The sequence below is a fragment of the Micromonospora sp. CNZ303 genome, assembly GCF_004345505.1.
On record NZ_SLVT01000038.1, the window covers coordinates 1 to 25,549 of the forward strand.

Here is a 25,549-nt window from a genome sequence, read left to right on the forward strand (position 1 = left end):
GCCGAACCGCGGTCGACGGTGTTGTCGTCAGCACGCAGGCTGCGGTCCGCGCCCGAATCGGGCACCTGCTTGACGAGTACGACGATGTTCATCGCTCACCCTTCCCTTCTCGCGGCGTCACGCATGCTCCGGGCGTCCTGGCCGCCGAGGGGGTCGGTGCCCACCTCGGCGTTGTGCGCGTGGGCCGCGTGGTGCAGCCCGAACACCGCATCCATCCCGTCCCGCAGGCCCATGAGGTCCTCGGCCTGGTTGACCGCCTTCTTGGTCAGCGCGAGACCCAGCCGCGGCATCTGCGCGATCCGCGCGGCGAGCCCCATGACCTCCGCCTCGAGGTCGTCCCTGGCGACGACCCGGTTGACCATGCCGAGCTCGGCCGCGCGCGCCGCCGGCATCCGGTCGCCGGTGAAGAGGAACTCCTTGGCGAAGCGCGGACCCAGCACCCACGGGTGGGCGAAGTACTCGACCCCGGGGATCCCCATGCGCACGACCGGGTCGGCGAAGAACGCGTCGTCCGAGGCGACGATCAGGTCGCACGCCCAGGCGAGCATGAGGCCACCGGCGACACACGCTCCCTGCACCATGGCGATCGTCGGCTTGGGCAGCTCACGCCAGCGGCGGCACATCCCGAGGTAGACCTCGGACTCGCGGGCGTACCGGCTGTCCACCCCGGCCTTCCCGACGTGGTCCCACCACAGGCCGGCGCGCCGGTCGAACGACGAGTCGACGTCCCGACCCGGCGTGCCGATGTCGTGGCCGGCCGAGAAGTGCTTGCCCGCACCCGCCAGGACGATGACCTTCACCTCGTCGTCGGCGGCCGCGCGGTAGAACGCGTCGTCGAGGGCGTAGGTCATCGCCGAGTTCTGCGCGTTGCGGTACTCCGGCCGGTTCATCGTGACGACGGCCACCGGCCCCCGCGTCTCGTACCGGACGACCTCCACCGCCGCGTCGCTGGTCTCGCTCATCTGGATCTCCTTCTCGCCCCGGGGTCGGGTGTACGTCGTGCGGGTCGTGGGCCGCCGGCGAGTGCCTGCGGGGCCAGCGGTCAGGACGCGGGGCGCGCGCCGGTCAGGCCGACACCGAGGTCCTCCAGCAACGCCGCCCGATGCCAGGCGGCACTGCCCCACGACGCCTCCAGAGCCCACGACCGCTTGAGGAACAGCTGCAGGTCGTACTCGGTCGTGTAACCGATCGCGCCGTGGCACTGCAGCGCGGCCCGGCCCACGACGTGCGCCGCCTCGGACGCCAACGCCTTTGCCGTCGCCAGTGAGCGCAGCCGGCCCGGGACGCCCGCAGCCAGCTCGAACCCGGCCGTCGCCACCACCGGCGCGGCGAACTCCAGGTGCAGCAGCGCCGTGGCGAGGTGGTGCTTGACTGCCTGGAAGCTGCCGATCGGCACCCCGAACTGCTCTCTGGCGCGCACGTGCCCGACCGTGAGGTCGAGCATCCGTCGGGACAGCCCGACGAGCTCGGCCGAGGCCGCCAGCACTCCCCGCTCCCAGGCCAGCCGCACCACCCACGGGTCGTCCACGGTCGCCACGAGCCGCGCGCCCGCGTACCCGGTCAGGTCCAGCGCGAAGTCCACCGACGTCGACGCCGAGGCCGTCGCCTCGGACACGTCGAGGACCTCGATGCGCCCGGTCCCGCCGAAGCCGCCGCTCAGCACCAGGCCGACACCGGAACCGAACGCGACCCGCCCGGTCCCCGCAGGGTCGGCACCGACCCTGAGCGACCCCTCGACGAGGCCCGCCAGCAGGTCGGGGGCGCCCGAGGCGAGCACCGCCGGGGCGACCGCGAGGGTCGCCGTGAGCGGCAGTGGGGCGGCAGAGTATCCGATCTGCGCGAAGACCGACACGAGGTGGTTCTCGTCCAGGCCCAGCCCGCCGTCGTCCTCGGCCACGAGCAGCCCCGCCACGCCGAGGCCGGCCAGGCTCTCGGCCAGCGAGGCCACCTGCGCCGACCCGGCCCCGGCGCGCACCGTCGCCGGCGGGCACCGTTCGGCGAGCACCTGACGGACGACCGCCTCAAGGTCACGCTGCTCGTCACTCGGAGCGAAACGCACGCCTGGTCACCTCCTCGGCAGACCGAGCAGGCGCTCGGCGATGATGTTGCGCTGGATCTCGTTGGTGCCCGCGTAGATCGGGCCCGACAGCGAGAACTGGTAGCCGCGGGTCCAGGGGCCGTCGACGAGCGCGTCCGGACCGAGCAGTTCCAGCGCCGTCTCGTGCAACGCGATGTCCAGCTCGGACCAGAAGACCTTGTTGAGGCTCGACCGCGCGCCGGCCGGGCGACCCTCGACGATGTCGGTGACCTGTGCGAGCGTGAACTGCTGGTAGGCGTGCGCCTGCATCCACGAGCGCGCCACCCGGTCGCGGAGCTCATCGGTCGCCGCCTCGGCCCGCTCGCCCGCGAGCGCCACGAGCGCGTCGGCCGCCTTGCGGAAACGTCCCGGTGAGCGCAGCGTCAGGCCCCGCTCCGACCCGGTCGTCGACATCGCGACCGACCAGCCCTGGTCGACGCCGCCGAGAACCGCCGAGTCCGGTACGAACGCGTCCTCGAAGAACACGTCGGCGAAGCCCTCGTCGCCGTCGAGCCGGTCGAACCCGCGCACCGTCACGCCCGGGGTGTCCAGCGGCACGAGGAAGTACGTCAGTCCCCGGTGCCGCGCGGCCTGCGGGTCGGTGCGGAACAACCCGAACAGGTGGGTGCAGAACGCGCCCCGGGTCGACCACGTCTTCTGCCCGCTCAGGCGCCACCCGCCGGTCTGCTCGTCCCGTACCGCCTGGGACCGGATCCCCGCCAGGTCGCTGCCCGCGTTCGGCTCCGACCAGCCCTGGGCCCACAGGTCCCGCGCCGCCGCCATCCGCGGTAGCAACTCGTCCTGCTGCTCCTTCGTGCCGAACTCGAAGATCGTCGGGGCCAGCAGGAAGATGCCGTTCTGCGTCACCCGCTGCGGCGCACCGGCCCGGTAGTACTCCTCCTCGAAGATGAGCCACTGCCAGATCGAGGCGTCGCGGCCGCCGTACTCCCTCGGCCACGACACGACCGACCACCGGTCGGCGTGCAGCGTCCGCTCCCACTCCAGGTGCGCGGCGAAGCCCGCCGCGGTGTCCCCGGAGGGCAGCGGCTGCCGCGGCACGTTCGCGGCGAGCCAGTCGCGGGCCTCCGCCCGGAACTGCTCGTCCTGCGCCGACCAGGTCAGGTCCATCTCAGCCCTCTCCCGTCTCGGTGGCGCCCGTCGGCGCCGTGTCCCGGTAGCGGCGTAGTTGCGTGCGCGCCACCGTGCGCAGATGCACCTCGTCCGGGCCGTCGGCGATGCCGAGGATCCGGGCGCTGGCCCACATCCGGGCCATCGGGAAGTCGTCGGTGACCCCACCGCCGCCGTGTGCCTGGATCGAACGGTCCAGCACGTTGCGGGCGACCCGCGGCGCGACGACCTTGATCGCGGCGATCTCGGTGGCGGCGCCCTCGGCCCCGACGCGGTCGATCAGCCAGGCCGTCTTGAGCACGAGCAGGCGGGCCTGCTCGATCTCCAGGCGGGACTCGGCGATCCAGGTGCGCACCACGCCCTGCTCGGAGAGCGGGCCGCCGAAGGCCTCGCGGGCCATCGTCCGGCGCACCATGAGTTCGAGGCCGCGCTCGGCCATGCCGATACAGCGCATCGCGTGGTGGATGCGGCCCGGCCCGAGGCGGGCCTGGGCGATCGCGAAACCGTCGCCCTCGCCACCGAGCAGGTTCGTCACCGGCACGCGTACGTCGTCGAACCGGATCTCGCAGTGGCCGTGCTGGTCGTGGTAGCCGAAGATCGGCAGCGAGCGCACGATCGTCACCCCGGGGGTGTCGACCGGCACGAGAACCATCGACTGCTGCCGATAGACGGCCGCCTCCGGGTCCGTCTTGCCCATCAGCACGAGGATGTCGCAGCGCGGGTCCGCCGCGCCGGTCGTCCACCACTTGCGGCCGTTGACGACGTACGCGTCGCCGTCGCGCACGATCGAGGTGGCGATGTTGCGCGCGTCGGAGGAGGCCACGTCCGGCTCGGTCATCGCAAAGCCGGAACGCATGGTGCCCTCGAGCAGCGGGGTGAGCCACTGCCGCTTCTGCTCGCGCGTGCCGAACAGGTGCAGCAGCTCCATGTTGCCCGTGTCCGGCGCGGCACAGTTGAGCGCCTCGGGGGCGAGGTAGGGCGAGCGTCCGGTCTCCTCGGCCAGGTAGGCGTACTCGAGGTTAGTGAGGCCCGACAGGTCAGGCAGGAAGAGGTTCCACAGACCCAGCCTGCGCGCCGTCACCTTCAGCTCTTCGACGACCGGCGGGAGAACGTGCGACACTCCCCCGTTATCGCGGGCCGCGGCGCCGAGCTCGGCGGCGTACACCTTCTCGGCGGGGTAGACGTGCTCGGCCATGAACGTGCGCAACGTCGCGAGCAGCTCCCGCGAGCGCGGGCCGGGGCCGAGATCCATCTGGGTCAGCTCGGTCGCGTCAGCCACCTTCATTGCCTGCCTGCTTCCACGCGGAGGGCGATCTTGCCGCGGGCGCCACGGTTCAGCACCGTGCCGAGCGCGCGGGCGGCCTCCTCCAGCGGGAAGACCTCGCTGACGTGTGGCCTCAGCCGACCGGCGGCGATCCACCCGAGCAGCGTCGCCATGTTCGCGGCGTTCGCCTCCGGGTCGCGCCTGGCCCAGGCGCCCCAGAGGACCCCCAGCACCGCGCCCTCGGTGAGCAGTAGCCGGTTGAGCTTGACCTGGGGGATCTCGCCCGTCGCGTAGCCGACGGTGAGGAACCGCCCGGCCCACGCGAGGGCACGCAGCGCGGCGGTGGCGGCATCGCCGCCGACGGGGTCGTAGACGACGTCGGCACCGGCGCCGCCGGTCAGCTCGCGCACCGTCGCCGTCAGGTCGTCGTAGCCGATGGCGTGGTCGGCCCCGTGCGCCAGGCACAGCTCGCGCTTGTCCTCGCTCGACGCGGCCGCGATCACGGTCGTGCCGAGGGCCCTGCCGATCTGCACGGCGGTGAGGCCGACGCCGCCGGAGGCGCCGAGCACGAGCAGCGTCTCGCCGGCGGCGAGGCCGGCCCGGTCGACGAGCCCGTGGTACGACGTGCCGTAGACGACGGGAATCGTGCCGGCCTCGACGAGGTCGATGCCCTCGGGCAACGGATGGACCAGGCGGGCGTCGACGAGCACCTGGGTGGCGTAGCCGCCGATGCCGCAGAAGCCGATGACGCGGGTGCCGACGGGCGGGCCGGTCACCCCGTCGCCGAGCGCCGCGACCGTGCCGGCGACCTCGCAGCCGGGCACGAACGGCAGCTCCGGCCTGGTCTGGTAGGTGCCGGCGACGATGAGGCCGTCGGGAAAGTTCACCCCGGCGCCGACGACGTCGACGAGCACCTGCCCGGGGCCGGGCTGCGGCTGCGGCCCGTCCGTGGGCGTGAGCACCTCGGGGCCCCCGAGCTCACGGACCACCATCGCACGCACGGCTCAGCCCTCGCTGCCCGGACGCGCCGCCTTGTCGGTGCCGGCGAACTCGTCGCGGATCCGGTCGGCGACCCCGGTGAGGTTGAGCTCATAGGTGAAGCCCTGCTCGAAGCGGTAGCTGCGGTTGACGTCCCACAGGTCGATGCCGTTGAGCGAGGCCTTCGCGGCCCGGATGACGGTGGGGTCCTTCGCGGCGATCTGGGTCGCGACGGCGAACGCCGCCTCGCGCAGCCGCTCGCGGGGCACGACGCTGTGGACCGACCCGTACGCGTGCAGCTCCTGGGCGGTGGCCGTGGCCGAGGTGTAGACCATGGCGCGCATCCGGTGCTGGGGCACCATCCGGGACAGGTGGGTCGCGGCACCGAGGGCGCCGCGGTCGACCTCGGGCAGGCCGAAGGTGGCGTCGTCGGAGGCGACGATGACGTCGGAGTTGCCGACCAGCCCGATGCCGCCCCCGAGGCAGAAGCCGTTGACGGCGGTGACGACCGGGACGGGGCACTCGTAGACGGCCTTGAACGCGGCGAAGCAGCCGCGGTTGGCGCCGAGCAGCGCGGTGAAGCCGTCGGTGTGCTGCATCTCCTTGATGTCGACGCCGGCGTTGAAGCCGCGGCCCTCGGCGCGCAGCACGACGACCCGCACCGACTCGTCGGCGCCGGCGGCGTCGAGGGCGGAGGCGAGCGCGAACCAGCCGGCCACGGGCAGCGCGTTGACCGGCGGGTTGTCCACGACGACCTCGGCGATCCCGTCGGGGTGCACGGTCGTCGTCACGGACGCGTGGGTCGTGGGGCTCATCCCCGCTCCTCGGTGGTCTCGGACCGCTCGCCGGTCCCGGGTGTCGCGGCGTCGAGGGCGGCCTCGGGCAGCACGAACGTCGCCCACGCGGTGACGGCCGGGTCGCCGGTCTGCCGCCGGCATCTCAGCTCGACGTCGACGCGGCCCTCACGTCCGTCCTCGCCCTCGATGACGTAGGTGCGCAGCGGAGCACCCTCGAGCGTGAGGGTGTCGCCCGGCCACACCTGGGCCAGGAACCGGATGCGGAAGTCCCGCACGTTCCGGCCGCCGAGCCAGTCGGTGGCGTACGTGCCGAGCAGGCTGGCCTGCCACATGCCCACGGAGAAGGGGCTCGGGAACCCGGCGGCGTGAGCGAAGACCTCGTCGTGGTGGATCGGGTTCATGTCACCCGAGGCGCCCTGGTAGCGGACGAAGTCGGTGCGGGTCACCGGGCCGTGGGTGCGTGGCGGCGGGGTCGCCGGGACGGGCAGGCCGACCTCGGTCGTGCCGGGCCGGGTGGTGGCGGTCGTGTCGCTCATGCGGAGGCTCCGTCCCGCGTCGCGGCCCCGGTGTCCGGCGGCCGGGCCGTCTCGACCCCGGTGAGCTTGGCCTGGGCGACGAGACGCCCGGTCTCGTCGCGGAAGTCGGTGTACATCACGGCGAAGGTCATCTCGCCGCCGCGGCGCCCCACCTTGGTGTAGATCTCGCCGATGCGCGACTGGCAGGTGAGCCTGGTCCCGGCGCGCGGCGGCTCGCCGAAGAAGGTGTACTGCTGCTCGGCGTGCAGGCCGCGCTGCGGGTCCAGCTCGACCGCGGACCACGGGTTGGCGTCCTCGTCCTGCCAGAAGAAGGTCGTCGTGAGGAACGTCGGCTGTACGACCGGGTCCTCCTCCCGCAGGTAGGCCGCGTCGGCAGCGCCGGTGGCCAGCGCGAACTCGCGGATCTTGCCGCGCTCGACGTCGAGCCGGAAGGGGGCGCCGGTGACGCCCTGCGCGTCGGGGTTGGCCACGACGGGCTCCTTTCGTTCATCGGTACGCGCGGCGCGGGTCGCCGGCACGCACCGGACGGTCACGGGTGCTGGCTCGAGACGGAGACGACCTCGCCGGTCATGTACGACGAGTAGTCGCTGGCGAGGAAGACGATGACGTTGGCGATCTCCCACGGCGTCGCGGCCCGGCCGAAGGCCTCCTGGGCCGAGAGCTGGGCGAGCAGCTCGTCGCTTGTCACCTTGGCCAGGTGGGCGTGCACCGCGATGCTCGGGGACACCGCGTTGACCCGGATGCCGTGCTCGGCGACGTCGAGGGCCGCGCACCGGGTCAGCGCCATGACGCCGGCCTTGGCCGCGGCGTAGTGCGCCTGCCCCTTCTGCGCGCGCCAGCCGATGACGGAGGCGTTGTTGACGATGACCCCCCTGCCCGCCGGGATCATGTGCCGCAGCACCGACCGGGTCGCCTTGAACGTCGCGGTCAGGGTCACCGACAGGACGGAGTCCCACTGGTCGTCGGTCATGTCCTGCACGGCCGCGGTGCCGCCGAGGCCGGCGTTGTTGACGAGCACGTCGATGCCGCCGAGTTCGGCGGCGACGGTGTCCATGAGGTGGTCGAGCTGGGCCTGGTCGGTGACGTCGCAGGGCACCCCGAGCGGCCGGGTCCCGGTGAGGCGTTCGAGCTCGTCGACCGACTCGGCGAGGCGGCGCTCGTGCCGGTCGCTGACGGCGACCCGCGCGCCCTCCTCGGCGGCGCGGCGCGCCGTCGCGAAGCCGATGCCGGTGCCGGCCGCGGCGGTGACGAGCACCGAGCGCCCGGAGAGCAGCCCGTGGGCGGGGCCGGCCCAGTCGGCGGCGCTGGTGTGACCGGTGTCAGACACGGGCAGCCATCTCCTTCGCGATCTCCCCGACGCTCCAGCGGGCGCCCTTGTCGAGGGTCCAGTCGTAGCTCCACGGCGCGAAGCGACGGATCTCGCCACCCTTGGCGTAGTACACCTCGCCGGTCACCGGCGCGTCGGCGGTGAGCAGCCAGGCGACGAGCGGGGAGACGTTGCCCGGGTGGTAGACGTCGAACGCGGCGGGGTCGGCCGGGGCGGCGACCAGCTCGCCGATGCCGGGCAGGTCCTGGGTCATCCGGGTACGCGCGACCGGGACGACCGCGTTGACGCGTACGCCGTAGCGGCCGATCTCCTGGGCGAGGATGACGGTGAGGGCGGCGATGGCGGCCTTGCCCGCGCCGTAGTTCGTCTGCCCGACGGCGCCGATGAGGCCCGAGGTCGAGGAGACGTTGACGATCGAGGCGACCGGCTGGTTGCCGGCCTTGGACTCGGTGCGCCAGTGGTCGGCGAACACCCGGCACGGCGCGAACGTCGCACGCAGCTGGCCGCGGATCACCGCGTCCCAGTCGTCCTCGCTCATGTTCACGAACATCCGGTCCCGCAGGATGCCGGCGTTGTTGACGAGGCCGTCGACGCGCCCGTACGTGTCGCGGGCGAGCGCGAGCAGCCCGCGCGCGCCCTCGGTGGTGGCGACGTCCGCGGTGCTGGCCACGGCCTGCCCGCCGGCGGTCGTGATCTCGGCGGCGACGGCCTCGACGACCGAGGGGTCGCCGCCGGTGCCGTCGGCGGCCGCGCCGGTGTCGGCGACGACGACCGAGGCGCCCTCGGCGGCGGCGAGCAGCGCGTGCTCTCGGCCGAGGCCGCGGCCGGCGCCGGTGACGACGACGACCCGTCCCTGCAGTGCTCCCATGACTAGTCCTCCTCGGGCAGGGCCGGGGCCGACGCGACCGGCGCGGGCACGCCGAGCCGGTCGAGGGTCCGGGTGGCCTCGTCGATGATGCGGTCGATGAGCTCGGCGACGCTCGGGACGTCGTCGATGAGTCCGACGACCTGGCCCGTGGCCATGACGCCGACGTCGGTCCTGCCCTCGAGCAGGGCCGACCGGTAGAGCATCGGGGCGTTGGCCGCCATGACGACCTGGCTCCACGTCAGGTCGTGTGCCTTGCGCATGGCCAGGCCCTCGCGGACCATGTCGCCCCACGGCGTGCGGGACAGCTTCCGGAAGGCGACGGCGTTGCGCACGGCCCGCAGCAGCCGGCCGGGCGCGGAGGTGCGCTCCAGCTCCGCGATCGTGCCGGCGCGCAGCACGCGCTGCGGGACGCCGTCGACCTGGAGGGTCAGGACGGTGTCGTTGACCGTCTTGGCCAGGTAGACGTCCTTGACCGACGACTCGACGGGCGAGTCGCTGGTGAGCAGGAAGCGGGTGCCCATGGCGATGCCCTCGGCACCGTAGGCGAGCGCGGCGACGAGGCCGCGGCCGTCGAAGAAGCCTCCGGCGCCGATGACCGGGATGTCGACGGCGTCGACGACCTGGGGCAGCAGCAGGCTGGTGGGCACCCCGCCGGTGTGGCCGCCGCCCTCGCCGCCCTGCACGATGACGGCGTCGGCGCCCCACGCGGCGACCTTCTCGGCGTGGCGGCGCGCGCCGATCGACGGGACGACGACGAGGCCGGCGTCCTTGCACCTGGCGATGAGTTCCTGCTTGGGGGCCAGCGCGAAGGAGGCGACCTTGACGCCGGCCGAGATGAGCAGGTCGATGCGCTTGACGACGTCGGGCTGGTCGGCGCGGATGTTGACGCCGAACGGCGCGTCGGTGCCGGCCTGGATCTGCTCGACGGCCACGACGAGTTCGTCGTAGGAGAGCAGGCCGGCCGCGAGGATGCCCAGCCCGCCGGCGTTGGCCGTCGCGGTGGTCAGGCGCACGTCGGAGACGTAGCCCATGCCGGTCTGGACGATCGGGTACCGCACCCCGAACAGGTCGGTCGCCCGGGTGCGCAGCGTCGGGTGCGGCTCCTGGGCCCGGCTCATGCGGGGATCTCACGGTCGCGCAGCGAGCGGGGGTCGATGACCTCGCGGATGAGGCGCAGTTCCTCGGCGGTCGGCTCGCGGGTGGCCGGGACCTCGCCCTCGGCGTGCAGGTCGCAGCCGGTGGCCGCGCGGACCTCCTCGAGCGTGACGCCGGGGTGCAGGCTGAGCAGGCGCAGCGCCCCGTCGGGGCCGCCGAAGTCGAGCACGGCGAGGTTGGTGACGACCCGGCGCAGATCGTGGTACGCGCTCGCGGCCGGGCCGGCGGCGCGGGCGCTGTCGGTGCCGACGCCGGAGATCATGTCGACGGTCCGGACGAAGCTGCGCGTGGAGTGGTGGGGCACCCAGTAGCTGGTCGGATGGTAGACGCTGTTGCCGGGGGCGCCGCGTACGCCGAGCAGCTGGACCTTGGGCTGGGCGTAGTCGCCGATGGCCGAGATGTTGGTGTTGCCGTGCCCGTCGATCTGGACCGGGATCATCATCACGTGCCGCTTGCCGTGCCAGACGAGGTCGAAGATCGTGCGGAACGGGCTCCAGCCCTCGACGACGACGCCCTCGGTGGCGTGCGGGTCCGCGCCGATCTGCCAGGTGCCGGAGACGAAGTGGGCCTCGCCGTCGGTGAGCAGCAGGTCGGGGGCGACGGTGAGCCGGGCGAGGCGGACGCCGACGGCCGGGATGGTGCCGAAGGCGCTGGCGATGGACTCGCCGTCGCCGGCGAACGCGTCCGCCACGGCGACCGCGCAGTACTCGGCGCGGGTCACCGGCGCGTCGGCAGTGCCGGCGCCGCCCGTGGGCTGGTCCGCGGACTCGGTGACGGCGCTGCTCATGCGACCTCCTCGGCTCGGGCGGCGACGGCCGCCTGGTAGTCATCTTCCGTACCGGACAGGTACCGCTTCTCGAACTTGGCCCAGGCCTGCGGGTCGCCGGCGGCCTTGACGTACTCGCGCTGGAAGGCCTCGTCGCGCTCGTAGTCCGGGACGCAGGAGGTGAAGTGCGCGCCGTTCGGGGTCTCGACGACGCCGGCGACGAGCTGACGGTTGATCTTGATGGTCGCCGCGTGCCCGGCAGCGCTGAGCTCGGCTGTGGGCACGATCCGCTCGCAGGACATGAAGGCCTGGTCGGCGGCGAGGCAGTAGAGGTCGTCGAAGTACGGGTCGGGCCCGAGGAACTGGCCGTTGCCCTGGGCGTCGGCGCGGTTCATGTGCACGAGGGCCGCGTCGAGGCGCAGCGGCGGCATGGCCACGAGCTGCTCGGTGCCGTACGGGTCCTGGACGAGCCTGAGGTCGGGATTGTGCTTCAGGACGTCCGACCCGAGCCCGGCGCGGGTCGGCAGGAAGGGCAGGCGGATGCCGGCGGCGTACAGCCCCCACTGGAGCATGCCCTCGTCGTACTCGGCGACCTCGATCGCGCCGCCCTGCCGCGCGGCGCGGAAGTGCGGGTCGAGGGCGATGCTGTCGAGCGAGACGAAACCGAAGACGACCTTCCTGACCTTGCCCGCGGCGCAGAGCAGGCCGACGTCCGGCCCGCCGTAGCTGACGACGGTCAGGTCCCTGAGGTCGGAGCGCAGGATCTCGCGTACGAGGGCCATGGGCTTGCGCCGTGAGCCCCATCCCCCGATGCCGATGGTCATCCCGGATTCGAGCCGCGACACGACGTCGCGGCTTGTCAGAGTCTTGTCGGCCATGTGTCCCTCATCGTTTCGTCTCGGGGCACTGCTCCAGCGCGGTGGCGAGCGGTGCGGAAAGGCGAGTCGCGTGCCGGGCATCCGTGGCCGGGCCACCATGTAGCAAGCGCTTGGTTGGTAGACTAACAGCCATCGGGAGAGGGTCAAGACCCTGGCGCGAAGGAGGGCGGGGCAATGGGCACGGTGGTGTGCGAGCACGTCGGCGCGGTGGGCGTCGTCAGGATCAACCGCCCGCAGGTGCGTAACGCCCTCGACCCCGACACCCTCCTGGCGATGACCGACGCCCTGCTCGGGTACGACGCGGACCCGGGCGTACGCGCGGTCGTGCTGACCGGCACCGGCGAGCTGTCCTTCAGCGCCGGGATGGACCTGCGCGCCGCGGCCGAGGGACGCCTGGTCGACGTGGCCAGCAGCCCTCTCACGCTACTGCGCGGCGGCTACCGCAAGCCGGTCATCGCCGCGGTCAACGGACCCGCCGTCGGCGGCGGCTTCGAGCTCGCCCTCGCCTGCGACCTCGTCGTCGCGGCCGAGCACGCCTACTTCGCGCTGCCCGAGGTGGGGCGCGGCATCGCCGCCTCCGAGGGCGGCACCGACCTGCCCCGTCGCCTGCCGATCGCCGTCGCCCTCGAACTCGGGCTGACGACCGAGCCACTGCCGGCGGCCCGGGCCCACGAGCTGGGCCTGGTCAACGCCGTGGTGCCCGCCGACGAGGTCCTCCCGCGCGCGTTGGCGCTCGGCGCCCGGATCGCGACCCACTCCCCGGCGGCGGTGCTGGCGACCAAGCGGCTCATGCACCTGAGCCTGGACCCCCGCGAACGCGACCTCGCCGCGGCCAACCGGCGCGCGACCCTCGAGCTGCTCGCCGGGCCCGACGCCGCCGAGGGCGCGGCCGCGTTCGTCGCCAGGCGCGCGCCGCGGTGGGCGGACGTGCCCTGAGCGCTCAGGGACGCGCCGTCGCGAGCTGCCCGCGCAGCCACGCGATCGAGCGGGTGACCGCCGACTCGGCCCCCTCGGCCTCGATGGCCGGACCGAGCAGTTCGACGTCGACGATGCCCGCGTAGCCGGCCCGCAGCACGCTCCCCAGCAGGCCGGCCATCGGCAGGTCGGCGTCCCCGGGCACCCACCTGTTCGGAAAGGTCGAGGTGCCGACCCGGAAGTCGGAGACCTGCACGATCTCGATCCGCGCGACCCGCTCGCGGACCAGGTCGGTCAGTCCCCGCTCCTGCCAGCAGCAGTAGAGGTCGAGGCAGATGCCGATGCCGCAGAGGTCGGCCAGGGCGAGGGCGTCCCGCGCGGTGTGCGTGAAGCTGAGGTCGCACCTGACCGGCAGGGTGTTCTCCACGCCGAGGCGCACCCCGTACTCACGGGCGGTGGCCACGACCGGGGCGATCCGCTCGGCGAACCGGTCGGCCGCCTCCTCCCAGGTCAGGTGCGCCGAGGGGCCCGACGTGAGATAGACGAGGTCGGCCCCGAGCGTACGGGCGTCGACGATGCCGGTCCGCAGCGCCGCGACCTGCCGCGCCCAGCCCGGCTCGTCGTCGGGATGGGCGGTGAAGCCGTGCACGAGGTAGCCGAGCCGTACGCCGTGCGCGGCGAGCAGGTCGCCGAGGGCCGGCACGCCGAAGGCGGCGACCTTGCCGCACTGCAGGCCGACGAGGTCGGTGCCGGTACGCCGGTACATCGCGATCTCCTCGGGCAGGGCCCAGGACATCGCGGCCATGCCGCTGACGCAGAGCGGGTTGATCGTGGCGGACATGGGCCCCCTGTCGGGTTCGGGGTCGTCCGGGTGCCGGACGCCGGATCAGTCGAGGTATTCGACGCGCACGCGGCGTACCCCGAGGGGCGCCAGGTGCGGCCGCAGTCGTGCGGTGACGGCCTCAGCGATCCGCTCCGGAGTCCACGCGGCGTGCCGCAGCACGGGGTCGGCGAGCGCCGGGTGGGTCGTCAGCATGAGCTCGGGACCGTTGGCGCGCAGCACCTGGCCGGTGAGCTCGGCGCTGAGGTCCGAGAGCAGATAGATCAGCAGCGGCACATTGGCCTCGGGGGCGATCCCCGCGTTCTGGCCGCTCGGGGCGCCGCGGAACTGCGCGAGCACCTCGGCCATCCGGGTCTGCGCGTTCGGGGAGATGGCGTTGACGCGGATCCCGGCGCCGGCGAGCTCGGCTGCCCACGCGTACGTGAGCGTGGCGATCGCGGCCTTCGTCGCCCCGTACACGGCCGTCTCGGCGCGGCCCATCTGCTCGCCCGAGGTGACGTTGACCAGGACCCCGTGGCCCTGGCCGCGCATGACCGCGATCGCGGCGTCGCCCCAGGCGATGGCGCCGAGCACGTTGACCTCGAGCAGCCGGCGCACCGTGGTCTCGGACTCGGTGCCGGCGTGCGCCATGGCGAAGACGCCGGCGTTGTTGACGAGGCCGTCGAGCCGGCCGTGCCCGGCGAGGCAGTCGCGCACGACGTCGTGCGCGGTCGCCCAGTCCGCGACGTCGGCGACCCGGATCGAGCCACGGCCACCAGCCGCGGCGAGCTGCCCGCCGAGCCGCTCGAGCCCCTGCTCGTCGACGTCGACGGCGACCACGTGGGCCCCGGCCGCGGCGACGCCGCGCGCGTACGCCGCCCCCAACCCGTTGGCGGCGCCGGTGACGATGACGACGCGGCCGGCGAGCAGGCCGGCCCCCTCGTCCGGCCCGGGGGCGGGTGGACGGCCGGGACCGTCGCCGGGCCGCGCGGCGGGGATCGGGTTGGGCATGCGGGCAGCCCCTCTCGGCGATCGAGGTCCGAGCGTGAAACCTTGCGCGCAATCGAACGAGCGCTTGGTTGGCGGTACGGTAGGCGGCACGCCCTCCCGCGGTCAAGGAAGATCCTCGCCTGCACTGGAGGTGTCGGGTGGTATAAACAAGCGCTTGACCGACAACGTTCGAGGAAACCGGGAGCATCCCAGATGTCGACGACCCAGGACCGCCGCTCGGTCATCCTCGACAACGCCGCGCACCTGTTCGCCGCCAAGGGGATCGGCGCCACGACCGTCCGCGAGATCGCCGACTCGGTCGGCATTCTCTCGGGCAGCCTCTACCACCACTTCAAGTCCAAGGACGAGATGGTCGACGCGATCATCTCCGACTACCTGACCGACCTGACCGACCGCTACGCCAAGGTGCTGGCATCCGGGGAAGGCCCGGCGACCCAGCTACGCGAGCTGGTGACGAGCTCGCTGGCCAACATCGAGGCCCACCCGCACGCCACCGAGATCTACCAGAACTCGAGCACCTACCTGCCCACGATCGGGGGCTACGAGCACATCCGCGAGTCGGCCGCCTCGATCCAGCGGGCCTGGATCCAGGTGCTCGAGGCCGGCATCGCCAGCGGCGACTTCCGCAACGACATCCCGGTACGCGTGCTGCACGGCATGCTGCGTGACTCGCTGTGGCTCTCGGTCCGCTGGTTCAAGCCGACCCCGTCGTACTCCATGGCGACCTTCGCCGACGATCTCGTCTCGGTGTATCTCGACGGGATCCTCGTCCGCGACTGAGGAGGCGCTCCCATGACGGCAGCGGGTCATGCCCGGACCGGTCCGGGCCCGAGCGGCACCACCAGGCACCCCGGGCTCCCGGCGGGGGTCGACGCCTGGCTCGGCCACGCCGTGCCCGAGCTGCGGGGGGACCTGCGACACGAGCTCATCGCCGGGGGACGCTCCAACCTCACCTACCGGACCACCGACGCGGCCGGCCACGTCGTCGTGCTGCGACGACCACCGCTCGGGGACCACCCGGCCACCGCGCACGACGTGCTGCGCGAGGCGCGGATCCTGCGCGGGCTGCACGGCCACCTCCCGGTCCCGCGAGTGCTCGCCGTCGAGGAGACGGGCGAGGTGGCCGGTGCCCCTCTCGTCGTGCTCGAGTACCTCGACGGCACGATCCTGCGCAGCCCCGCCGACGTCGAGCGGCTCACCACCGAGGCCGACCGCGCGCTCATCGGCCCCACGATCGTCGACGCCCTCGTGGCCCTGCACGGGCTTGAGCCGGGGGTCGCCGGGCTCGGGGGGCTGGCCGGTCGCCGTGACTACGTCACCCGCCAGCTCGGGCGCTGGCACGACAACTGGCGCCGGACCAGAATCCGCGACCTGCCCGATCTGCGGACCGCGCACGAGCATCTCGTGGCCGCGGCTCCCGAGCAGTCCCGCTCGGGAATCGTGCACGGGGACTTCCGCCTCGACAACTGCATGCTCGACTCCCGGTGGCGGGTGCGGGGCGTGCTCGACTGGGAGCTGACCACGGTCGGAGACCCCCTGGCCGACATCGGCCAACTGCTCGTCTACTGGGCGCAGGCCGACGACGAGGCCCGTGCGCTGCACGACCCGGCCACGGTCCTGCCCGGCTTCTCGACCCGGGAGGAGCTGCTCGCCCGGTACTGCCTCGCCACCGGCACCGACCCGGCCCGGATCGACTACTTCGTCGCCTACAACTGGTGGAAGACCGCGTGCATCGTCGAGGGCGTGCACACCAGGGTCGCGCAGGGCGCGATGAGCGGGGGCGACCGCACCGCGGCCTCGTTCGCCGAGCAGTCGGCCGCCGTCGCCGGCCGGGCCGCGACCCTCGCGGCAGCGCTGCGCCGGCACTGACCCCGGCCCGGGCCGCGGACCGCGCACCCCGACACCTCCGACCCGGCACAGGAACCCCCGGTCGCGTTCGCACCGCGCCTCTGCCGAGGGTCGACGACCGCGCACCTGCCGGCCGCCAGTGAGAGTCGACGAGGATGCGGGTCGTTGCCGGTGCCGAGGTTGTGCGGTGCCGGGTGTCGGCGTACGGGCTGCAGCGCCGAGCCGCGTACGCCACCGAGCACCAACGGCCATCGACATCCGCAATTCGGCAGCGGGCTGACCGCCGAGTCGCCGCCAGCACACAGAAATCATCGACTACCCACAGTGGCATTTGCCAAGCCCCGGTGGTGTCCGGAACTGCCGAGATGAGTGGGTTCATCCAGCTGGTTGATGCCCAGAGCATGTCAATTCATGCCGCGGCCTAGAGCCGTCGAGTAGCCATCGCTGGCGTCACGACCGCGACTGTGCGTCGCGGACCGGTCAGGCGATTCGCGTACCGTCGCGCACCTCAACTTCGAGCCAGCGGGCCGCCAGTGGAGCGGCGAAGTCTGGGTCGATGTCGTGCGCGTACGCCAGCAGGCCGCGCATGTGCCGTACGAATCCCACGGTCGAGGTAAAACCCCGGGACGAGGCGTGCCGGCCGATGCCGAACTTGCCGGCCCCGTACAGGTGGTTGGCCAGTCGTGCTTTGATCTCTCGACTCAGCTTGATGCCGCTGTCCGTGACGGTGACACCGAGCACTACCTTGCGCCCACCCGGCGAAGTGAGCCGCGTCTTTTTCTCGTGCAGGTGGAAGCCGTTGTGGGAGACGATCCGGCGTATGAGGCGGACTACGTCCCGGCACATGTCGCGGGAGAACTCGCCGGCGCCGCTAAGGACCAGGTCGTCCGCATACCGGGTGTAGGTCAGACTGCGGTCGGAGGCCATGCTCTGGACTTCGTGGTCCATGCGCCGCACCACGAGGTTGGCCACTGCGCCGCTGCTCGCGCCGCCCTGCGGCAGGAAACCGAGGTAGTTCACCCGGTATCGCGGAATCATCGGATAGTCACCGGTCCGCGGGGCCGGAATGGGTGCCTGAAGCGCGAACTCCGAATAGCGAGTGGTGATCCTGCTCAGCTCGAGCGACACCAGTCGGTTGTACCCGAGGTTGCGGTACAGCGAATACACCCGGTACTCGTTGATGCTGTGGAAGAAGTCGTGTAGATCTAGCTTGATCATGAATCTTGCGCCGACGTGCCGCCTCGCGCAGGCGGCGACAGACCGGTCGCGCGTGTACGCGTAGCTGGCTTGGTGCGGTTTCGCGCGGGTCAAGACGTTGGTGAGGATCCAGCGCTGCACCTCCATGAGGACCGGCTCCGGAGAACTGATCATGCGCATCTTGCCGCCATTGCGGCGCATCCGGGTGAACTCCTCATACGGGTCGATACGCCGCTCGACGATCGCCCGAAGGTAGGAGTGCTTGGCTCCCGTCAGGTGTGCGAGGTGGCCAAGGGTGAGGACGGGTGTGGCGCCGACGTCGCGTAGTAGCTCTGTCTCCCTGATCGCGTTGTTGGCGGTCTCCGCGGAGATCCCGAGTCTTGCAGCTGCGGCGCGATAGAGGTGAGGAGAGTCGAGGGTCATTTACCTTTGAAGTCCTTCCGCCGATGGACAGGCGGCGGTGCAAGTGAAGGCCCCGCGCGCGGCACCGTCGGCTTGCCCGGCGTCGGCGGGAGCTTGGCCAACGCAGAGGATGACATCCCCTGCCCGCCGGACTATGCCCGGCGTGCCAGCGTCGAAACGCTGGATGCTAAACACCCTCGACTCTCCTCAGTGACCGAGGATAGTACGGCTCGGCGCAGCCCTGAAGCATGAAACGCGAGCCGCGTTGCCTCCACTGTCGACGGCGCAACTCCTGCCAGCCCTCATCGGTCACCCGGTTCTGGTCGTCGGTCATCCCGAGCCGGTGGAGCGTGGCCAAAGCGTGCTCGACCTTCGCCTTCGGCATACCGGTCTCGGCGACGAGGCGGGTGGTGTGGCGCGTGCCGCCGGCACAGGCTCCCAACGTCAGAATCAGGCTTTGCAAGTCACTCTCGGTCGTGCGTGCGACCGCAGCCGCCAGCGCGGAGCCCCCGAGCCTTTCTGCCGCCGACAGGTAGTCAGCTTCGGGCCGGTGTGGTTCGGCAGCGAAGGCGATGAGGTCGGGCGGGAACTTCCGATCGGGTAGGAAGGGTTCCCAGGCGCAGACGGAACGCTTGCGACGTCCCGTCTGCCACAGGATGTGGGGAAGATTGTTCGGGATCGTGTGCTGGAGAACCATGAGGCCGCCGCTGCCCCCGAAACCCAACGCGAAGAGCTTGCTTTGCGCATACTTGACGCACAGCGCGCGCACCGCCTGTTCCTGGTCGGGCGACCAACCGGCATAGCCGAGACTGGGCGCCTGCTCTACGACAGTGACGCTGGCGATCCGGGGATCGGCGCGAATGCGTTCGAACGCCTCGGCGGAGGCCGCGTAGAGCAGGACGTGGATCCCGATGAATCCATAGGATTTCCAGCTCTTGATGGTCTTGTTGCGGAGCCACGAACCGACGTACTTCAGGCACTGGCCGCCGGATCCGGAGTAGTCCTCCACGAAGACGATGGAGCGGCACCTGCGGTCGCGCAGGTCCGCCAGCGAACTGGCCGGTCCCAGGAACGACGGATCCTTGAACGCGACGTTCCTGAGTAGGTTTGCGGCGAGCGCCTCGCTGCCGGGTGCTCCTAACAAGCCCTGAACCGGGTCGAAGTCCTCGAAGGCGGTCGGCAGGAGTGCGGACAGGGAGGATCCAAGACCGAAGTCGTCGAGGTCCCTGATCGGCACCAATGCCGCCGGCTTTTCGTAGGCTGCGGCGTGCAGCGCGCCGGTGAGCCCGGCGCGTACGGTCGCGTCGTCTACGAAATGGAGACTGTCGATCAGCAGCGCGGCGACCCCCCGCTCCTGCTCGGTGAAGTTCGTCAGCCACCGCTGTCCGGCGGCGGTTCGGCTGGCCTGCATGACGGCAGACTACTTGCGGGTGACCGGCTCGGCTGGAAGGGCTGGTTGACCTCACCCTGTTTCTAGCGGAACCCGCTGCCGCCAATGCCGCTGGTCCGTCAGCTTTTGCAATCATGATCGGACGCACACTCGGGCCGCACAGGTGCGGCCTTGTCTCGTACTGCGCGTAAGCGGTGGGGTTCGCTACGGCTCTATCTGAACTGGATAGTCGGATGGCGACCGTGGGAGCCCCGGCGCGAGCCTTGGACCTTCCGCTCGTGACTGCGGATCTCGCGCAACGTGAGGATGGCCAGTGGCGCATCGTCGAGGTCCGAGACGGCCAGGTCAGCGAATAGGCCACGCATCACCGCGGCTGCCGAGCCGATCACAGGCCTGAACGCGAGGAAATAGTAGATTACGCAATGGCGTCATGGACAGACCGGCTGCTCCCCTTAGCTGGATTATGTGCACGGATCTACCGCGATCCGCTCGATTTGTTCGCGGCGCCAGTTTGCTGAAGTGACCTCGGACGCTACGGGAGGTTGGGAGGAGGCCGCGCGCCCGTCGGGAGTGATCGACAATGGCCGCATGCTTTCCGACGTTCTTGCCTACTACAAAGACCTCGAGACCACTGGACTGCCGGTGGCGATGTGCTGGACGGTGGCACAGCCGCTCGGCGCTGCCCTGGCCCTCGAGGACGTCGCGTCCCGCCTTGGTGGCGACCCCGACGATCTCGAAGTGCTTGACCTGTCCGAGGCCTACGAAATCGGCCCGAACGACGGATGGGTCCTGCATCTCGATCAGGCAGGCCCTGCTGTCACCATCTTCGAAAACAACGGCTTCCAGGGCACCCGCCCGGAGGTGCTGCGGGCGCTCAGCATCGACGCGATGGTTCACAGTGCCTGGTGGGATGTCGACGCGATGACACGGTTCAGCTTTGCCACACAGGGGGAGCTCGTCACCGCGATGGAAGCTGGGTGGCCATGCGCAGGAGTCAGACCCGACGCGCTCGACGCCGAGCTTGCTGATCTCTACGACGCCATGCGGACTCCTGGTCTGTGGGTGGCAGGAATGCTCGCTGCCGTCGAGCGCCGTACCGGTATCCGTCTTGATCGCGACTGGTTCGATCGTCCACACGAAGCCATCGTGATTGCTCGCACGTGAACCAGAACGGCCGCGGTAGTGCCGAACGCACTTCCGCTGAGCACAAGGCGTCCTGACACGGAGACGGCGAGGCCCTCAAAGATCACAGATGACACATGCATCCGCTTCTGCCGCGATCAGGGTGGGGCATCGTGGAGTCGGTGTGCCAGTGCCGGCCTGCGGCGAACTCGCCACCACACCTCGACGAGGATCGGTGGCAGCACGATCGCGGCGCCGGCGAACGCAAGTGCCCGGATGCGCCGTTGCTGGATCTCTTCACGTAGTTCTTCGTAGGCGGCCTGGTGTTCGATGACGTCGCCGCGGGACCGTACGCATTCGTCGCCGGGCCCGATCAGGACATCATGGTTGGCAGGGTTGGCCTCGAAGCAGGCGATCCTGGTCGGCTTCAGTTCCCAGTTGACGCGGTCCCAATCGACGTCGACCCACGACTGCGACGTGCACTCGTCGCCTGAGCAGGAGGTTCGCACCGGCAGCTCCCAGCCGGAACGCAGCGTGAGGGCGCCGACGAACAGGCCCAACAGGACAGAGCTGAGGGAGACGACCGCGCGCATGTCGGGTTGGACCGCCGGCAGTCGTGCCTGGTTCCACCAGAGGCCCTCCTGAATGATCCATCCCACGCTCGCCTCGGCGTACACCAGCGAGACGAACGCAAACTGCGTTGTCTACGTCGGTCCCACGTGGGTCTTCGAGCGGGCTTACCTCGTCGAGGATCAGACGCACTCAGCTGTCGCCGAGCGGGCGTCAGGGGGCCGCACCGGCGAGATTGACACCGTCAGGCGACCGCTCGATATGCGGGTGACAGGTGGTGGTCGCCAATGTCGACGATCTCACCGTGTGGTACCGACTGCACAGGCCATCTCCTGCCGCAAAAGCACCGCCTCCTCGTCGCGGTCGCACAACAGCAGCACCTTGAACGGGACGCCCCTGCCGTCCGGCCTGCCGAGCGGGTTAGCCCAGTGGTGCACGGCCCGGGACAGGATTCGGAACATCGTGCGCTGATCCTCGGCACTGCTCGACAGCAACCGAGGCGCGTTCTCTATAACAATCAGATACCCGTCTGCAGGCAACCAGTTCAGATCCCGGAGACAGTCGGACAATGCCTCCCAGTTCCAGCCGAAGTAGCCAGGAAAGAGCAACGCGTCGGAGAACTCGTAGAAGGCGTGGTCGGCATCCGTCATCTTCGTTCCGTCAAGCCGGGCGACAACGAACCTGCCCGTTGTCGGTAGCACCGCTGCCAACTCCACCAGGGCACTGCGCGAGCAGACCGCAAGCTGACCAGTGGAGTCGTTCCACCAGTCGTTCACCATTCAGCCCCACCGGGGCCGACGTGGTTCCACGACCTCGGCGGCCCCGCGCATGCCGTGTCTCCCATGGTCATCAGTGTCGCCGGGAGGGCAGCACAGTACAACGGCAGACCTCGACCGAATGACCGGTCTGCCGCGAGGTGGGCGTGGACGGTCGCTCTCCAGCATCGTGACGATTGATGTCGGGGCTGCTTCAGATCTCGAAGTCCTCTGCCCACCGCTCCCATTCGACATCGCTGAGGCCAGCCGGCGCTCCTTCAGAGGACGGCAGCGTGGCATCGTCTTGCAACCACACGATTACCAGCTGCGAGCGATGGAGTACAGGATCCTTGCCCTGACGAGAACCGTCCCATCACGATCACTGGTGGGAGCGACTCAACCGGCCCGAACGGCAGCGAACCACCACCCTGGTCTGACTCCTGGGCGCGTGGAGGGTCGATAACGTGGACCGGTGCGCCGGGCAGGACACGCGCCGCTCGCTTCGCCAAGCCGCCCACGATCATGTCGTTCAGTCGCCGCATCGGGTAGCCCTCGATCAACCCTCCGTACCTCAACACCAGATGCACCTCGGTCAGTGCGACGTCACGCCCGTTGGGCAACACAACCAGTGCCAAGTCCACAGCCGTGGAAGGTACGTGATACCCGTGACGGCACCGCCGCTCGCCCGCCTCGCCCCGTGTGCCCGGCGCGCTGTCATGCCGCAATCAGGGCGACCCGCGAGCGGCTGCGACGCTGGCTGCCGAGGTCCGTGCCGCTGCAGCGGTCACACGCCCGTGGGGTAGAGCCTCAGTCGCTCGGCCACCACAACAACGGTCGTTCCAGGTAAGACGTCGACAGAGCCATCGCCGACGTGGACCTGCACAAGGCCCTCAGCCACGCGCACAGTCAGGAGCTTATGATCCGCAGTTCTACGGTTCCACGTAACCGGGGGCCTTCCCGCAGGATCGACTCAGCGCCGTCCACAGCGATCGCGTCGGACCATTCGAAAACGGAGTCGACGTCGAGTTCAACGTCGACGAACTCGCCGGCCCTGGGCGGCGCACCGACCCACTCGGCCCGCACCGGCACGCCCGTCATCACGACGTCGACCATCGTCGGCGCTCCTGGATGCACCACGATGACATTCCCTCGCATGCACCCGATGATCGCAGCCAACATCCGCATCTGCCGCCGACCGTGCGCGTTCGGCGCCGCCCTGTCGTGCCGAGAAGGGTGCGTTGACAGTTCATCGCTTGATACCGCGAACAGCGCTGGGGTCGCCGAGGCGCGAAGGCCGCATGACCACCGTCCCGGGGTGGACTGCACCTGCTCACTCTCTCGCAGCTTGTCGCCGTAAGTTCCGAAGTGTGGCCGGACACTACGTGGTGTGAGAGAAGAGCACGCAGCCGAGCGGCATGAGCAACGGTTCGTGGAGCTGTGGACTGAACACGGACCTCGGGTGATGGCGTACGCGTTGCGACACCTTGACTCCGATTCCGCACAGGATGTGGTGTCGGAGACGTTCCTGGTGGCTTGGCGGAAGCTCGCCAGTGTTCCGGACGACCCCTTGCCCTGGCTGCTCGTGGTCGCCCGCAACACCATCTCCAACCTGCGCCGATCGGGACATCGGCAGGCACGAGTGGCCGTCGAGTTGGAACGGTTCCGGCAGGTCGCGGAGCCGGCGGCTGCCGCCGATGTTCTCGCCACGGAGCGCGCTACCGTGCTGACCCAACTGGCGACGCTGACCCCGAAGGAGCGGGAGGCGCTGCTGCTGATCGCTTGGGACGGCTTGACCCCGGAGCAGGCGGCGCGGGTGGCGGGCTGCTCACTACCGGCCTTCCATGTACGTCTGTTCAGGGCGCGGCGGCGACTACGGGCCAGCGGCGAGCCGGACGCACCGCCTCACGTCGACGCTGCCCAACGTCCACTGCCATTTGCAGGAGACACCGCATGACCAAGGATCGCGACATAATGATCGTTGTCGAGAAGCTCAGGCCGGTTACCGCAGTCGATGACCGCTGGCCTGCCTCGACTCGGGAAGCTGCGCTGGCACACCTGTTGGTCAACATCGCCGGCGACCGCCCGGAGGCCCCTCCACGGTCGCACAGACGACGGGTCGTGTTTACCGCCGCATTGGCCGCCGGGCTTGTCGCTTCGGGTGCGAGCATCGCCGTCGCCGGAGGGCTGCTGCCCGAGTCATTCACTAAGCCGTTGTCGTTCTGGGCGACCGAAACCGGGGACGCGGTGGACGTCCAGACAGCACGACGAGTGGCCCAGGCACCGGGCCCGGACGGCACCGTACTGTCCGTCTGGTCCGCCAAGGGCCAGAACGGCACCACCTGCATAGCCCCCCTGTTCGAGCCGCCCGGTGACCTCGACCGGCCGCCCCCGACAAGCTTCAAACTTGCCGGGGGACAGTGCACGGGCGCGGCGGACCGGGGCACGGAGCCGCTCAGCACCATGGGCGGATCCGAGGACGGCAGGGGAATACACACGATGTGGGCTGCCGCCGGGGATGCGGTGCGGGCGGAACTGCGACTGCCCGACGGGTCCGTGCGGTCAGCCGTACGCGCCGAAGACGTGTTCTTTTTCTGGTACCTCGCCAACGAGAGCGTCGACCCGCCGGTCTTGGTCGGGTACGACGCCGCCGGAAAGGTGGTGGCGGAACGGTCGCCGCCCAACCTGAGAAAGCGGGTGCACCCCGGGACCGGCGGTTGATCTTTCAACGGCGTACACCGACTCCGACTAGTCTCGGCGACCGAAGCCCTGTCATGCCGCGAAACGCTCGTCACCGAAGGTGACGTCGATCATGATGATCGCGATGATGATAAGTACGACGGAGCGGCCGGCGAACGCCGCGACGACGAAAGCGCCGAGGGCCAGTACCCAGGCCGTGCCGGTGGCCGAAAGCGACCAACCGCGGTCGTGCAGAGGGGGCCTGAGCGCGGCAGGGCCGCACCCGCCGGAATGTCCACATCTCTCCTGGCACCCTTCAGGCGTGCTCAGACACTTCGACACGGCGGGCAACGACAGCCCCACCGGTGGGGTCCCATGAGGGCACAAGACGCTGTCATGGCGATCGCGCGGGTATGGCTCGTCGCGGTCGCCGGCCAGCGGGCGATGCCGTTGCCTCGGCAGATCGGGTGCGCACATCTGCCGCGAGCCGGGGGTGCCAGCGGGTGCCAGCTCACGTTCACCGATTACTCATCGTGAGTAGCGGACGCGGTCGTCGGGTCGGCCGCCGTCGTAGCGTCCCGAGTGCTCCGCGCCCCACCTCTGCACGTCTGGTACCCGGCTCTGCACGGAACCCGTACGCCGGCACCGGGCCAGGCGTGCTGTCGAGCTGCCCCCACGGACGGGGCAGGGGTTTGGCGCCGGTTGATCGCATGCGTGGGGCGGCTCGACAACTTCGTTCCGGCCCCACGGACGCTGGTCCCGTCACCCGCAGCGGACCGACGACCTGGGCATCTGCCGCCTGACCCGGCAGCCGGATTCTGCTCGGCGGGCAACTGTCGACCAGGCGGGCCTCCCCGCTCTCAGGCAAGGCCGACAGGCGGTGGGAGAGTGGGGGCACAGGCCTAGGCGGTGTCTTCAAAGGATCTTGGTGTCGGATGATGTAGCGCGTGGGTCGTCGCTACGAGTTGTCTGACATCGAGTGGGAAGCGCTGTCGAGGTATCTGCCGTCGGCGGTGACCGGTGGTCGGCCACGAGTTGATGACCGGCGGGTGCTCAACGGGATCGTGTG

The 25,549-nt window shown here is 70.6% G+C and carries 27 protein-coding genes and 2 pseudogenes; 7 read left to right on the forward strand and 22 right to left on the reverse strand.

Going from position 1 to position 25,549, the window contains the following annotated elements:
- The 14 genes and pseudogenes from EV374_RS32050 to EV374_RS32115 form a co-directional block, all read right to left on the reverse strand.
- A pseudogene (locus tag EV374_RS32050) lies at positions 1 to 92 on the reverse strand (electron transfer flavoprotein subunit beta); the annotation flags it as partial.
- A gap of 3 nt (positions 93 to 95) precedes the next feature.
- On the reverse strand, positions 96 to 962 hold the full coding sequence (locus EV374_RS32055; RefSeq protein WP_132240907.1) for an enoyl-CoA hydratase: 867 nt from the start codon (positions 960 to 962) through the stop codon (positions 96 to 98).
- An 80-nt stretch (positions 963 to 1,042) separates the two neighbouring features.
- Positions 1,043 to 2,059 carry an acyl-CoA dehydrogenase family protein gene (locus EV374_RS32060; RefSeq protein ID WP_132240908.1) on the reverse strand — a complete coding sequence of 339 codons (1,017 nt, stop codon included), beginning with the start codon at positions 2,057 to 2,059 and terminating at the stop codon, positions 1,043 to 1,045.
- A 6-nt stretch (positions 2,060 to 2,065) separates the two neighbouring features.
- Positions 2,066 to 3,205, reverse strand: coding sequence for an acyl-CoA dehydrogenase family protein (locus EV374_RS32065; protein WP_132240909.1), 1,140 nt, complete (start codon positions 3,203 to 3,205; stop codon positions 2,066 to 2,068).
- Position 3,206: 1 nt separating this feature from the next.
- Positions 3,207 to 4,457, reverse strand: a complete 1,251-nt coding sequence (locus EV374_RS32070) for an acyl-CoA dehydrogenase family protein (protein WP_132240931.1) — start codon at positions 4,455 to 4,457, stop codon at positions 3,207 to 3,209.
- A gap of 29 nt (positions 4,458 to 4,486) precedes the next feature.
- Positions 4,487 to 5,461 carry an NADPH:quinone oxidoreductase family protein gene (locus tag EV374_RS32075; protein WP_132240910.1) on the reverse strand — a complete coding sequence of 325 codons (975 nt, stop codon included), beginning with the start codon at positions 5,459 to 5,461 and terminating at the stop codon, positions 4,487 to 4,489.
- A gap of 12 nt (positions 5,462 to 5,473) precedes the next feature.
- Entirely contained in the window at positions 5,474 to 6,262 is a 789-nt protein-coding gene (locus EV374_RS32080) for an enoyl-CoA hydratase family protein (protein ID WP_132240911.1), read from the reverse strand.
- Positions 6,259 to 6,780 (reverse strand): MaoC/PaaZ C-terminal domain-containing protein, encoded by a 522-nt coding sequence (locus tag EV374_RS32085; RefSeq protein WP_132240912.1) that lies wholly within the window; start codon positions 6,778 to 6,780, stop codon positions 6,259 to 6,261. The genes EV374_RS32080 and EV374_RS32085 overlap by 4 nt, the downstream gene beginning before the upstream one ends.
- Entirely contained in the window at positions 6,777 to 7,250 is a 474-nt protein-coding gene (locus tag EV374_RS32090; RefSeq protein WP_132240913.1) for an FAS1-like dehydratase domain-containing protein, read from the reverse strand. Before EV374_RS32090 ends, EV374_RS32085 begins: the two co-directional genes overlap by 4 nt.
- 59 nt (positions 7,251 to 7,309) lie before the next feature.
- Positions 7,310 to 8,103 (reverse strand): annotated as a pseudogene (locus EV374_RS32095) (SDR family oxidoreductase).
- Entirely contained in the window at positions 8,100 to 8,975 is an 876-nt protein-coding gene (locus EV374_RS32100; protein ID WP_132240915.1) for an SDR family NAD(P)-dependent oxidoreductase, read from the reverse strand. Before EV374_RS32100 ends, EV374_RS32095 begins: the two are co-directional and overlap by 4 nt.
- Positions 8,976 to 8,977: 2 nt before the next feature.
- Entirely contained in the window at positions 8,978 to 10,093 is a 1,116-nt protein-coding gene (locus EV374_RS32105; RefSeq protein WP_132240916.1) for a nitronate monooxygenase, read from the reverse strand.
- On the reverse strand, positions 10,090 to 10,917 hold the full coding sequence (locus EV374_RS32110; RefSeq protein WP_132240917.1) for a CoA-transferase: 828 nt from the start codon (positions 10,915 to 10,917) through the stop codon (positions 10,090 to 10,092). Before EV374_RS32110 ends, EV374_RS32105 begins: the two co-directional genes overlap by 4 nt.
- On the reverse strand, positions 10,914 to 11,774 hold the full coding sequence (locus EV374_RS32115) for a CoA-transferase (protein ID WP_132240918.1): 861 nt from the start codon (positions 11,772 to 11,774) through the stop codon (positions 10,914 to 10,916). The genes EV374_RS32110 and EV374_RS32115 overlap by 4 nt, the downstream gene beginning before the upstream one ends.
- A 174-nt stretch (positions 11,775 to 11,948) precedes the next feature.
- Here EV374_RS32115 and EV374_RS32120 point away from each other — a divergent pair, with 174 nt between their 5' ends.
- Entirely contained in the window at positions 11,949 to 12,710 is a 762-nt protein-coding gene (locus EV374_RS32120) for an enoyl-CoA hydratase-related protein (RefSeq protein WP_132240919.1), read from the forward strand.
- A gap of 4 nt (positions 12,711 to 12,714) precedes the next feature.
- Here the strand turns inward: EV374_RS32120 and EV374_RS32125 are convergent, their stop codons facing one another.
- Positions 12,715 to 13,530, reverse strand: a complete 816-nt coding sequence (locus EV374_RS32125) for a sugar phosphate isomerase/epimerase family protein (protein WP_132240920.1) — start codon at positions 13,528 to 13,530, stop codon at positions 12,715 to 12,717.
- 45 nt (positions 13,531 to 13,575) lie between these two features.
- Complete coding sequence (locus tag EV374_RS32130; RefSeq protein WP_132240921.1) at positions 13,576 to 14,520, reverse strand: SDR family oxidoreductase; 945 nt, start codon at positions 14,518 to 14,520, stop codon at positions 13,576 to 13,578.
- A 192-nt stretch (positions 14,521 to 14,712) separates the two neighbouring features.
- Here EV374_RS32130 and EV374_RS32135 point away from each other — a divergent pair, with 192 nt between their 5' ends.
- Entirely contained in the window at positions 14,713 to 15,300 is a 588-nt protein-coding gene (locus tag EV374_RS32135) for a TetR/AcrR family transcriptional regulator (RefSeq protein WP_132240922.1), read from the forward strand.
- A 12-nt stretch (positions 15,301 to 15,312) separates the two neighbouring features.
- Positions 15,313 to 16,389 carry a phosphotransferase family protein gene (locus tag EV374_RS32140; protein WP_132240923.1) on the forward strand — a complete coding sequence of 359 codons (1,077 nt, stop codon included), beginning with the start codon at positions 15,313 to 15,315 and terminating at the stop codon, positions 16,387 to 16,389.
- Positions 16,390 to 16,848: 459 nt separating this feature from the next.
- On the opposite strand, the gene EV374_RS32145 is transcribed toward EV374_RS32140, so the two are convergent.
- Both EV374_RS32145 and EV374_RS32150 read right to left on the reverse strand, forming a co-directional pair.
- The gene (locus EV374_RS32145) at positions 16,849 to 17,988 is read right to left on the reverse strand and encodes a reverse transcriptase family protein (protein ID WP_132240924.1); all 1,140 of its coding nucleotides are present in this window, start codon (positions 17,986 to 17,988) and stop codon (positions 16,849 to 16,851) included.
- A 166-nt stretch (positions 17,989 to 18,154) separates the two neighbouring features.
- Entirely contained in the window at positions 18,155 to 19,378 is a 1,224-nt protein-coding gene (locus tag EV374_RS32150) for a phosphoribosyltransferase-like protein (RefSeq protein ID WP_132240925.1), read from the reverse strand.
- 212 nt (positions 19,379 to 19,590) lie between these two features.
- Between EV374_RS32150 and EV374_RS32835 the strand changes: the two genes are divergently transcribed.
- On the forward strand, positions 19,591 to 19,713 hold the full coding sequence (locus EV374_RS32835) for an ATP-grasp domain-containing protein (protein WP_165947969.1): 123 nt from the start codon (positions 19,591 to 19,593) through the stop codon (positions 19,711 to 19,713).
- Positions 19,714 to 19,945: 232 nt separating this feature from the next.
- Positions 19,946 to 20,521 carry a DUF6461 domain-containing protein gene (locus EV374_RS32155; protein ID WP_132240926.1) on the forward strand — a complete coding sequence of 192 codons (576 nt, stop codon included), beginning with the start codon at positions 19,946 to 19,948 and terminating at the stop codon, positions 20,519 to 20,521.
- A gap of 116 nt (positions 20,522 to 20,637) precedes the next feature.
- On the opposite strand, the gene EV374_RS32160 is transcribed toward EV374_RS32155, so the two are convergent.
- From EV374_RS32160 to EV374_RS32170, 3 genes are all read right to left on the reverse strand, one after another.
- Positions 20,638 to 21,156 carry a hypothetical protein gene (locus tag EV374_RS32160; RefSeq protein ID WP_132240927.1) on the reverse strand — a complete coding sequence of 173 codons (519 nt, stop codon included), beginning with the start codon at positions 21,154 to 21,156 and terminating at the stop codon, positions 20,638 to 20,640.
- Between the two features lie 192 nt (positions 21,157 to 21,348).
- Positions 21,349 to 21,828: a barstar family protein gene (locus tag EV374_RS32165; RefSeq protein ID WP_132240928.1), complete on the reverse strand. Its 480-nt coding sequence runs from the start codon at positions 21,826 to 21,828 to the stop codon at positions 21,349 to 21,351.
- An 882-nt stretch (positions 21,829 to 22,710) separates the two neighbouring features.
- Positions 22,711 to 22,917 carry a hypothetical protein gene (locus EV374_RS32170; protein WP_132240929.1) on the reverse strand — a complete coding sequence of 69 codons (207 nt, stop codon included), beginning with the start codon at positions 22,915 to 22,917 and terminating at the stop codon, positions 22,711 to 22,713.
- A 274-nt stretch (positions 22,918 to 23,191) separates the two neighbouring features.
- Here EV374_RS32170 and EV374_RS32175 point away from each other — a divergent pair, with 274 nt between their 5' ends.
- Positions 23,192 to 23,758: an RNA polymerase sigma factor gene (locus tag EV374_RS32175; RefSeq protein WP_486486074.1), complete on the forward strand. Its 567-nt coding sequence runs from the start codon at positions 23,192 to 23,194 to the stop codon at positions 23,756 to 23,758.
- Entirely contained in the window at positions 23,755 to 24,522 is a 768-nt protein-coding gene (locus EV374_RS32180) for a hypothetical protein (RefSeq protein ID WP_132240930.1), read from the forward strand. Before EV374_RS32175 ends, EV374_RS32180 begins: the two co-directional genes overlap by 4 nt.
- Positions 24,523 to 24,573: 51 nt before the next feature.
- On the opposite strand, the gene EV374_RS33125 is transcribed toward EV374_RS32180, so the two are convergent.
- A complete protein-coding gene (locus EV374_RS33125) occupies positions 24,574 to 24,843 on the reverse strand; it encodes a hypothetical protein (protein WP_207914709.1) in 270 nt (89 codons plus the stop codon).
- Positions 24,844 to 25,549 lie beyond the last annotated feature (706 nt).

Bases quoted from the DNA above. Each gene is read 5' to 3' on its own strand.
- EV374_RS32055 (WP_132240907.1), bottom strand. From the start codon at position 962: ATGAGCGAGACCAGCGACGCGGCGGTGGAGGTCGTCCGGTACGAGACG.
- EV374_RS32115 (WP_132240918.1), bottom strand. From the start codon at position 11,774: ATGGCCGACAAGACTCTGACAAGCCGCGACGTCGTGTCGCGGCTCGAA.
- EV374_RS32120 (WP_132240919.1), top strand. From the start codon at position 11,949: ATGGGCACGGTGGTGTGCGAGCACGTCGGCGCGGTGGGCGTCGTCAGG.
- EV374_RS32835 (WP_165947969.1), top strand. From the start codon at position 19,591: ATGGCGACCGTGGGAGCCCCGGCGCGAGCCTTGGACCTTCCGCTCGTG.
- EV374_RS32065 (WP_132240909.1), bottom strand. From the start codon at position 3,205: ATGGACCTGACCTGGTCGGCGCAGGACGAGCAGTTCCGGGCGGAGGCC.
- EV374_RS32085 (WP_132240912.1), bottom strand. From the start codon at position 6,780: ATGAGCGACACGACCGCCACCACCCGGCCCGGCACGACCGAGGTCGGC.
- EV374_RS32180 (WP_132240930.1), top strand. From the start codon at position 23,755: ATGACCAAGGATCGCGACATAATGATCGTTGTCGAGAAGCTCAGGCCG.
- EV374_RS32070 (WP_132240931.1), bottom strand. From the start codon at position 4,457: ATGGATCTCGGCCCCGGCCCGCGCTCGCGGGAGCTGCTCGCGACGTTG.
- EV374_RS32170 (WP_132240929.1), bottom strand. From the start codon at position 22,917: ATGGTCGACGTCGTGATGACGGGCGTGCCGGTGCGGGCCGAGTGGGTC.
- EV374_RS32100 (WP_132240915.1), bottom strand. From the start codon at position 8,975: ATGGGAGCACTGCAGGGACGGGTCGTCGTCGTCACCGGCGCCGGCCGC.
- EV374_RS32155 (WP_132240926.1), top strand. From the start codon at position 19,946: ATGCTTTCCGACGTTCTTGCCTACTACAAAGACCTCGAGACCACTGGA.
- EV374_RS32110 (WP_132240917.1), bottom strand. From the start codon at position 10,917: ATGAGCAGCGCCGTCACCGAGTCCGCGGACCAGCCCACGGGCGGCGCC.
- EV374_RS32140 (WP_132240923.1), top strand. From the start codon at position 15,313: ATGACGGCAGCGGGTCATGCCCGGACCGGTCCGGGCCCGAGCGGCACC.
- EV374_RS32105 (WP_132240916.1), bottom strand. From the start codon at position 10,093: ATGAGCCGGGCCCAGGAGCCGCACCCGACGCTGCGCACCCGGGCGACC.
- EV374_RS32150 (WP_132240925.1), bottom strand. From the start codon at position 19,378: ATGCAGGCCAGCCGAACCGCCGCCGGACAGCGGTGGCTGACGAACTTC.
- EV374_RS32075 (WP_132240910.1), bottom strand. From the start codon at position 5,461: ATGGTGGTCCGTGAGCTCGGGGGCCCCGAGGTGCTCACGCCCACGGAC.
- EV374_RS32125 (WP_132240920.1), bottom strand. From the start codon at position 13,530: ATGTCCGCCACGATCAACCCGCTCTGCGTCAGCGGCATGGCCGCGATG.
- EV374_RS32145 (WP_132240924.1), bottom strand. From the start codon at position 17,988: ATGACCCTCGACTCTCCTCACCTCTATCGCGCCGCAGCTGCAAGACTC.
- EV374_RS32165 (WP_132240928.1), bottom strand. From the start codon at position 21,828: ATGGTGAACGACTGGTGGAACGACTCCACTGGTCAGCTTGCGGTCTGC.
- EV374_RS32130 (WP_132240921.1), bottom strand. From the start codon at position 14,520: ATGCCCAACCCGATCCCCGCCGCGCGGCCCGGCGACGGTCCCGGCCGT.
- EV374_RS32080 (WP_132240911.1), bottom strand. From the start codon at position 6,262: ATGAGCCCCACGACCCACGCGTCCGTGACGACGACCGTGCACCCCGAC.
- EV374_RS32135 (WP_132240922.1), top strand. From the start codon at position 14,713: ATGTCGACGACCCAGGACCGCCGCTCGGTCATCCTCGACAACGCCGCG.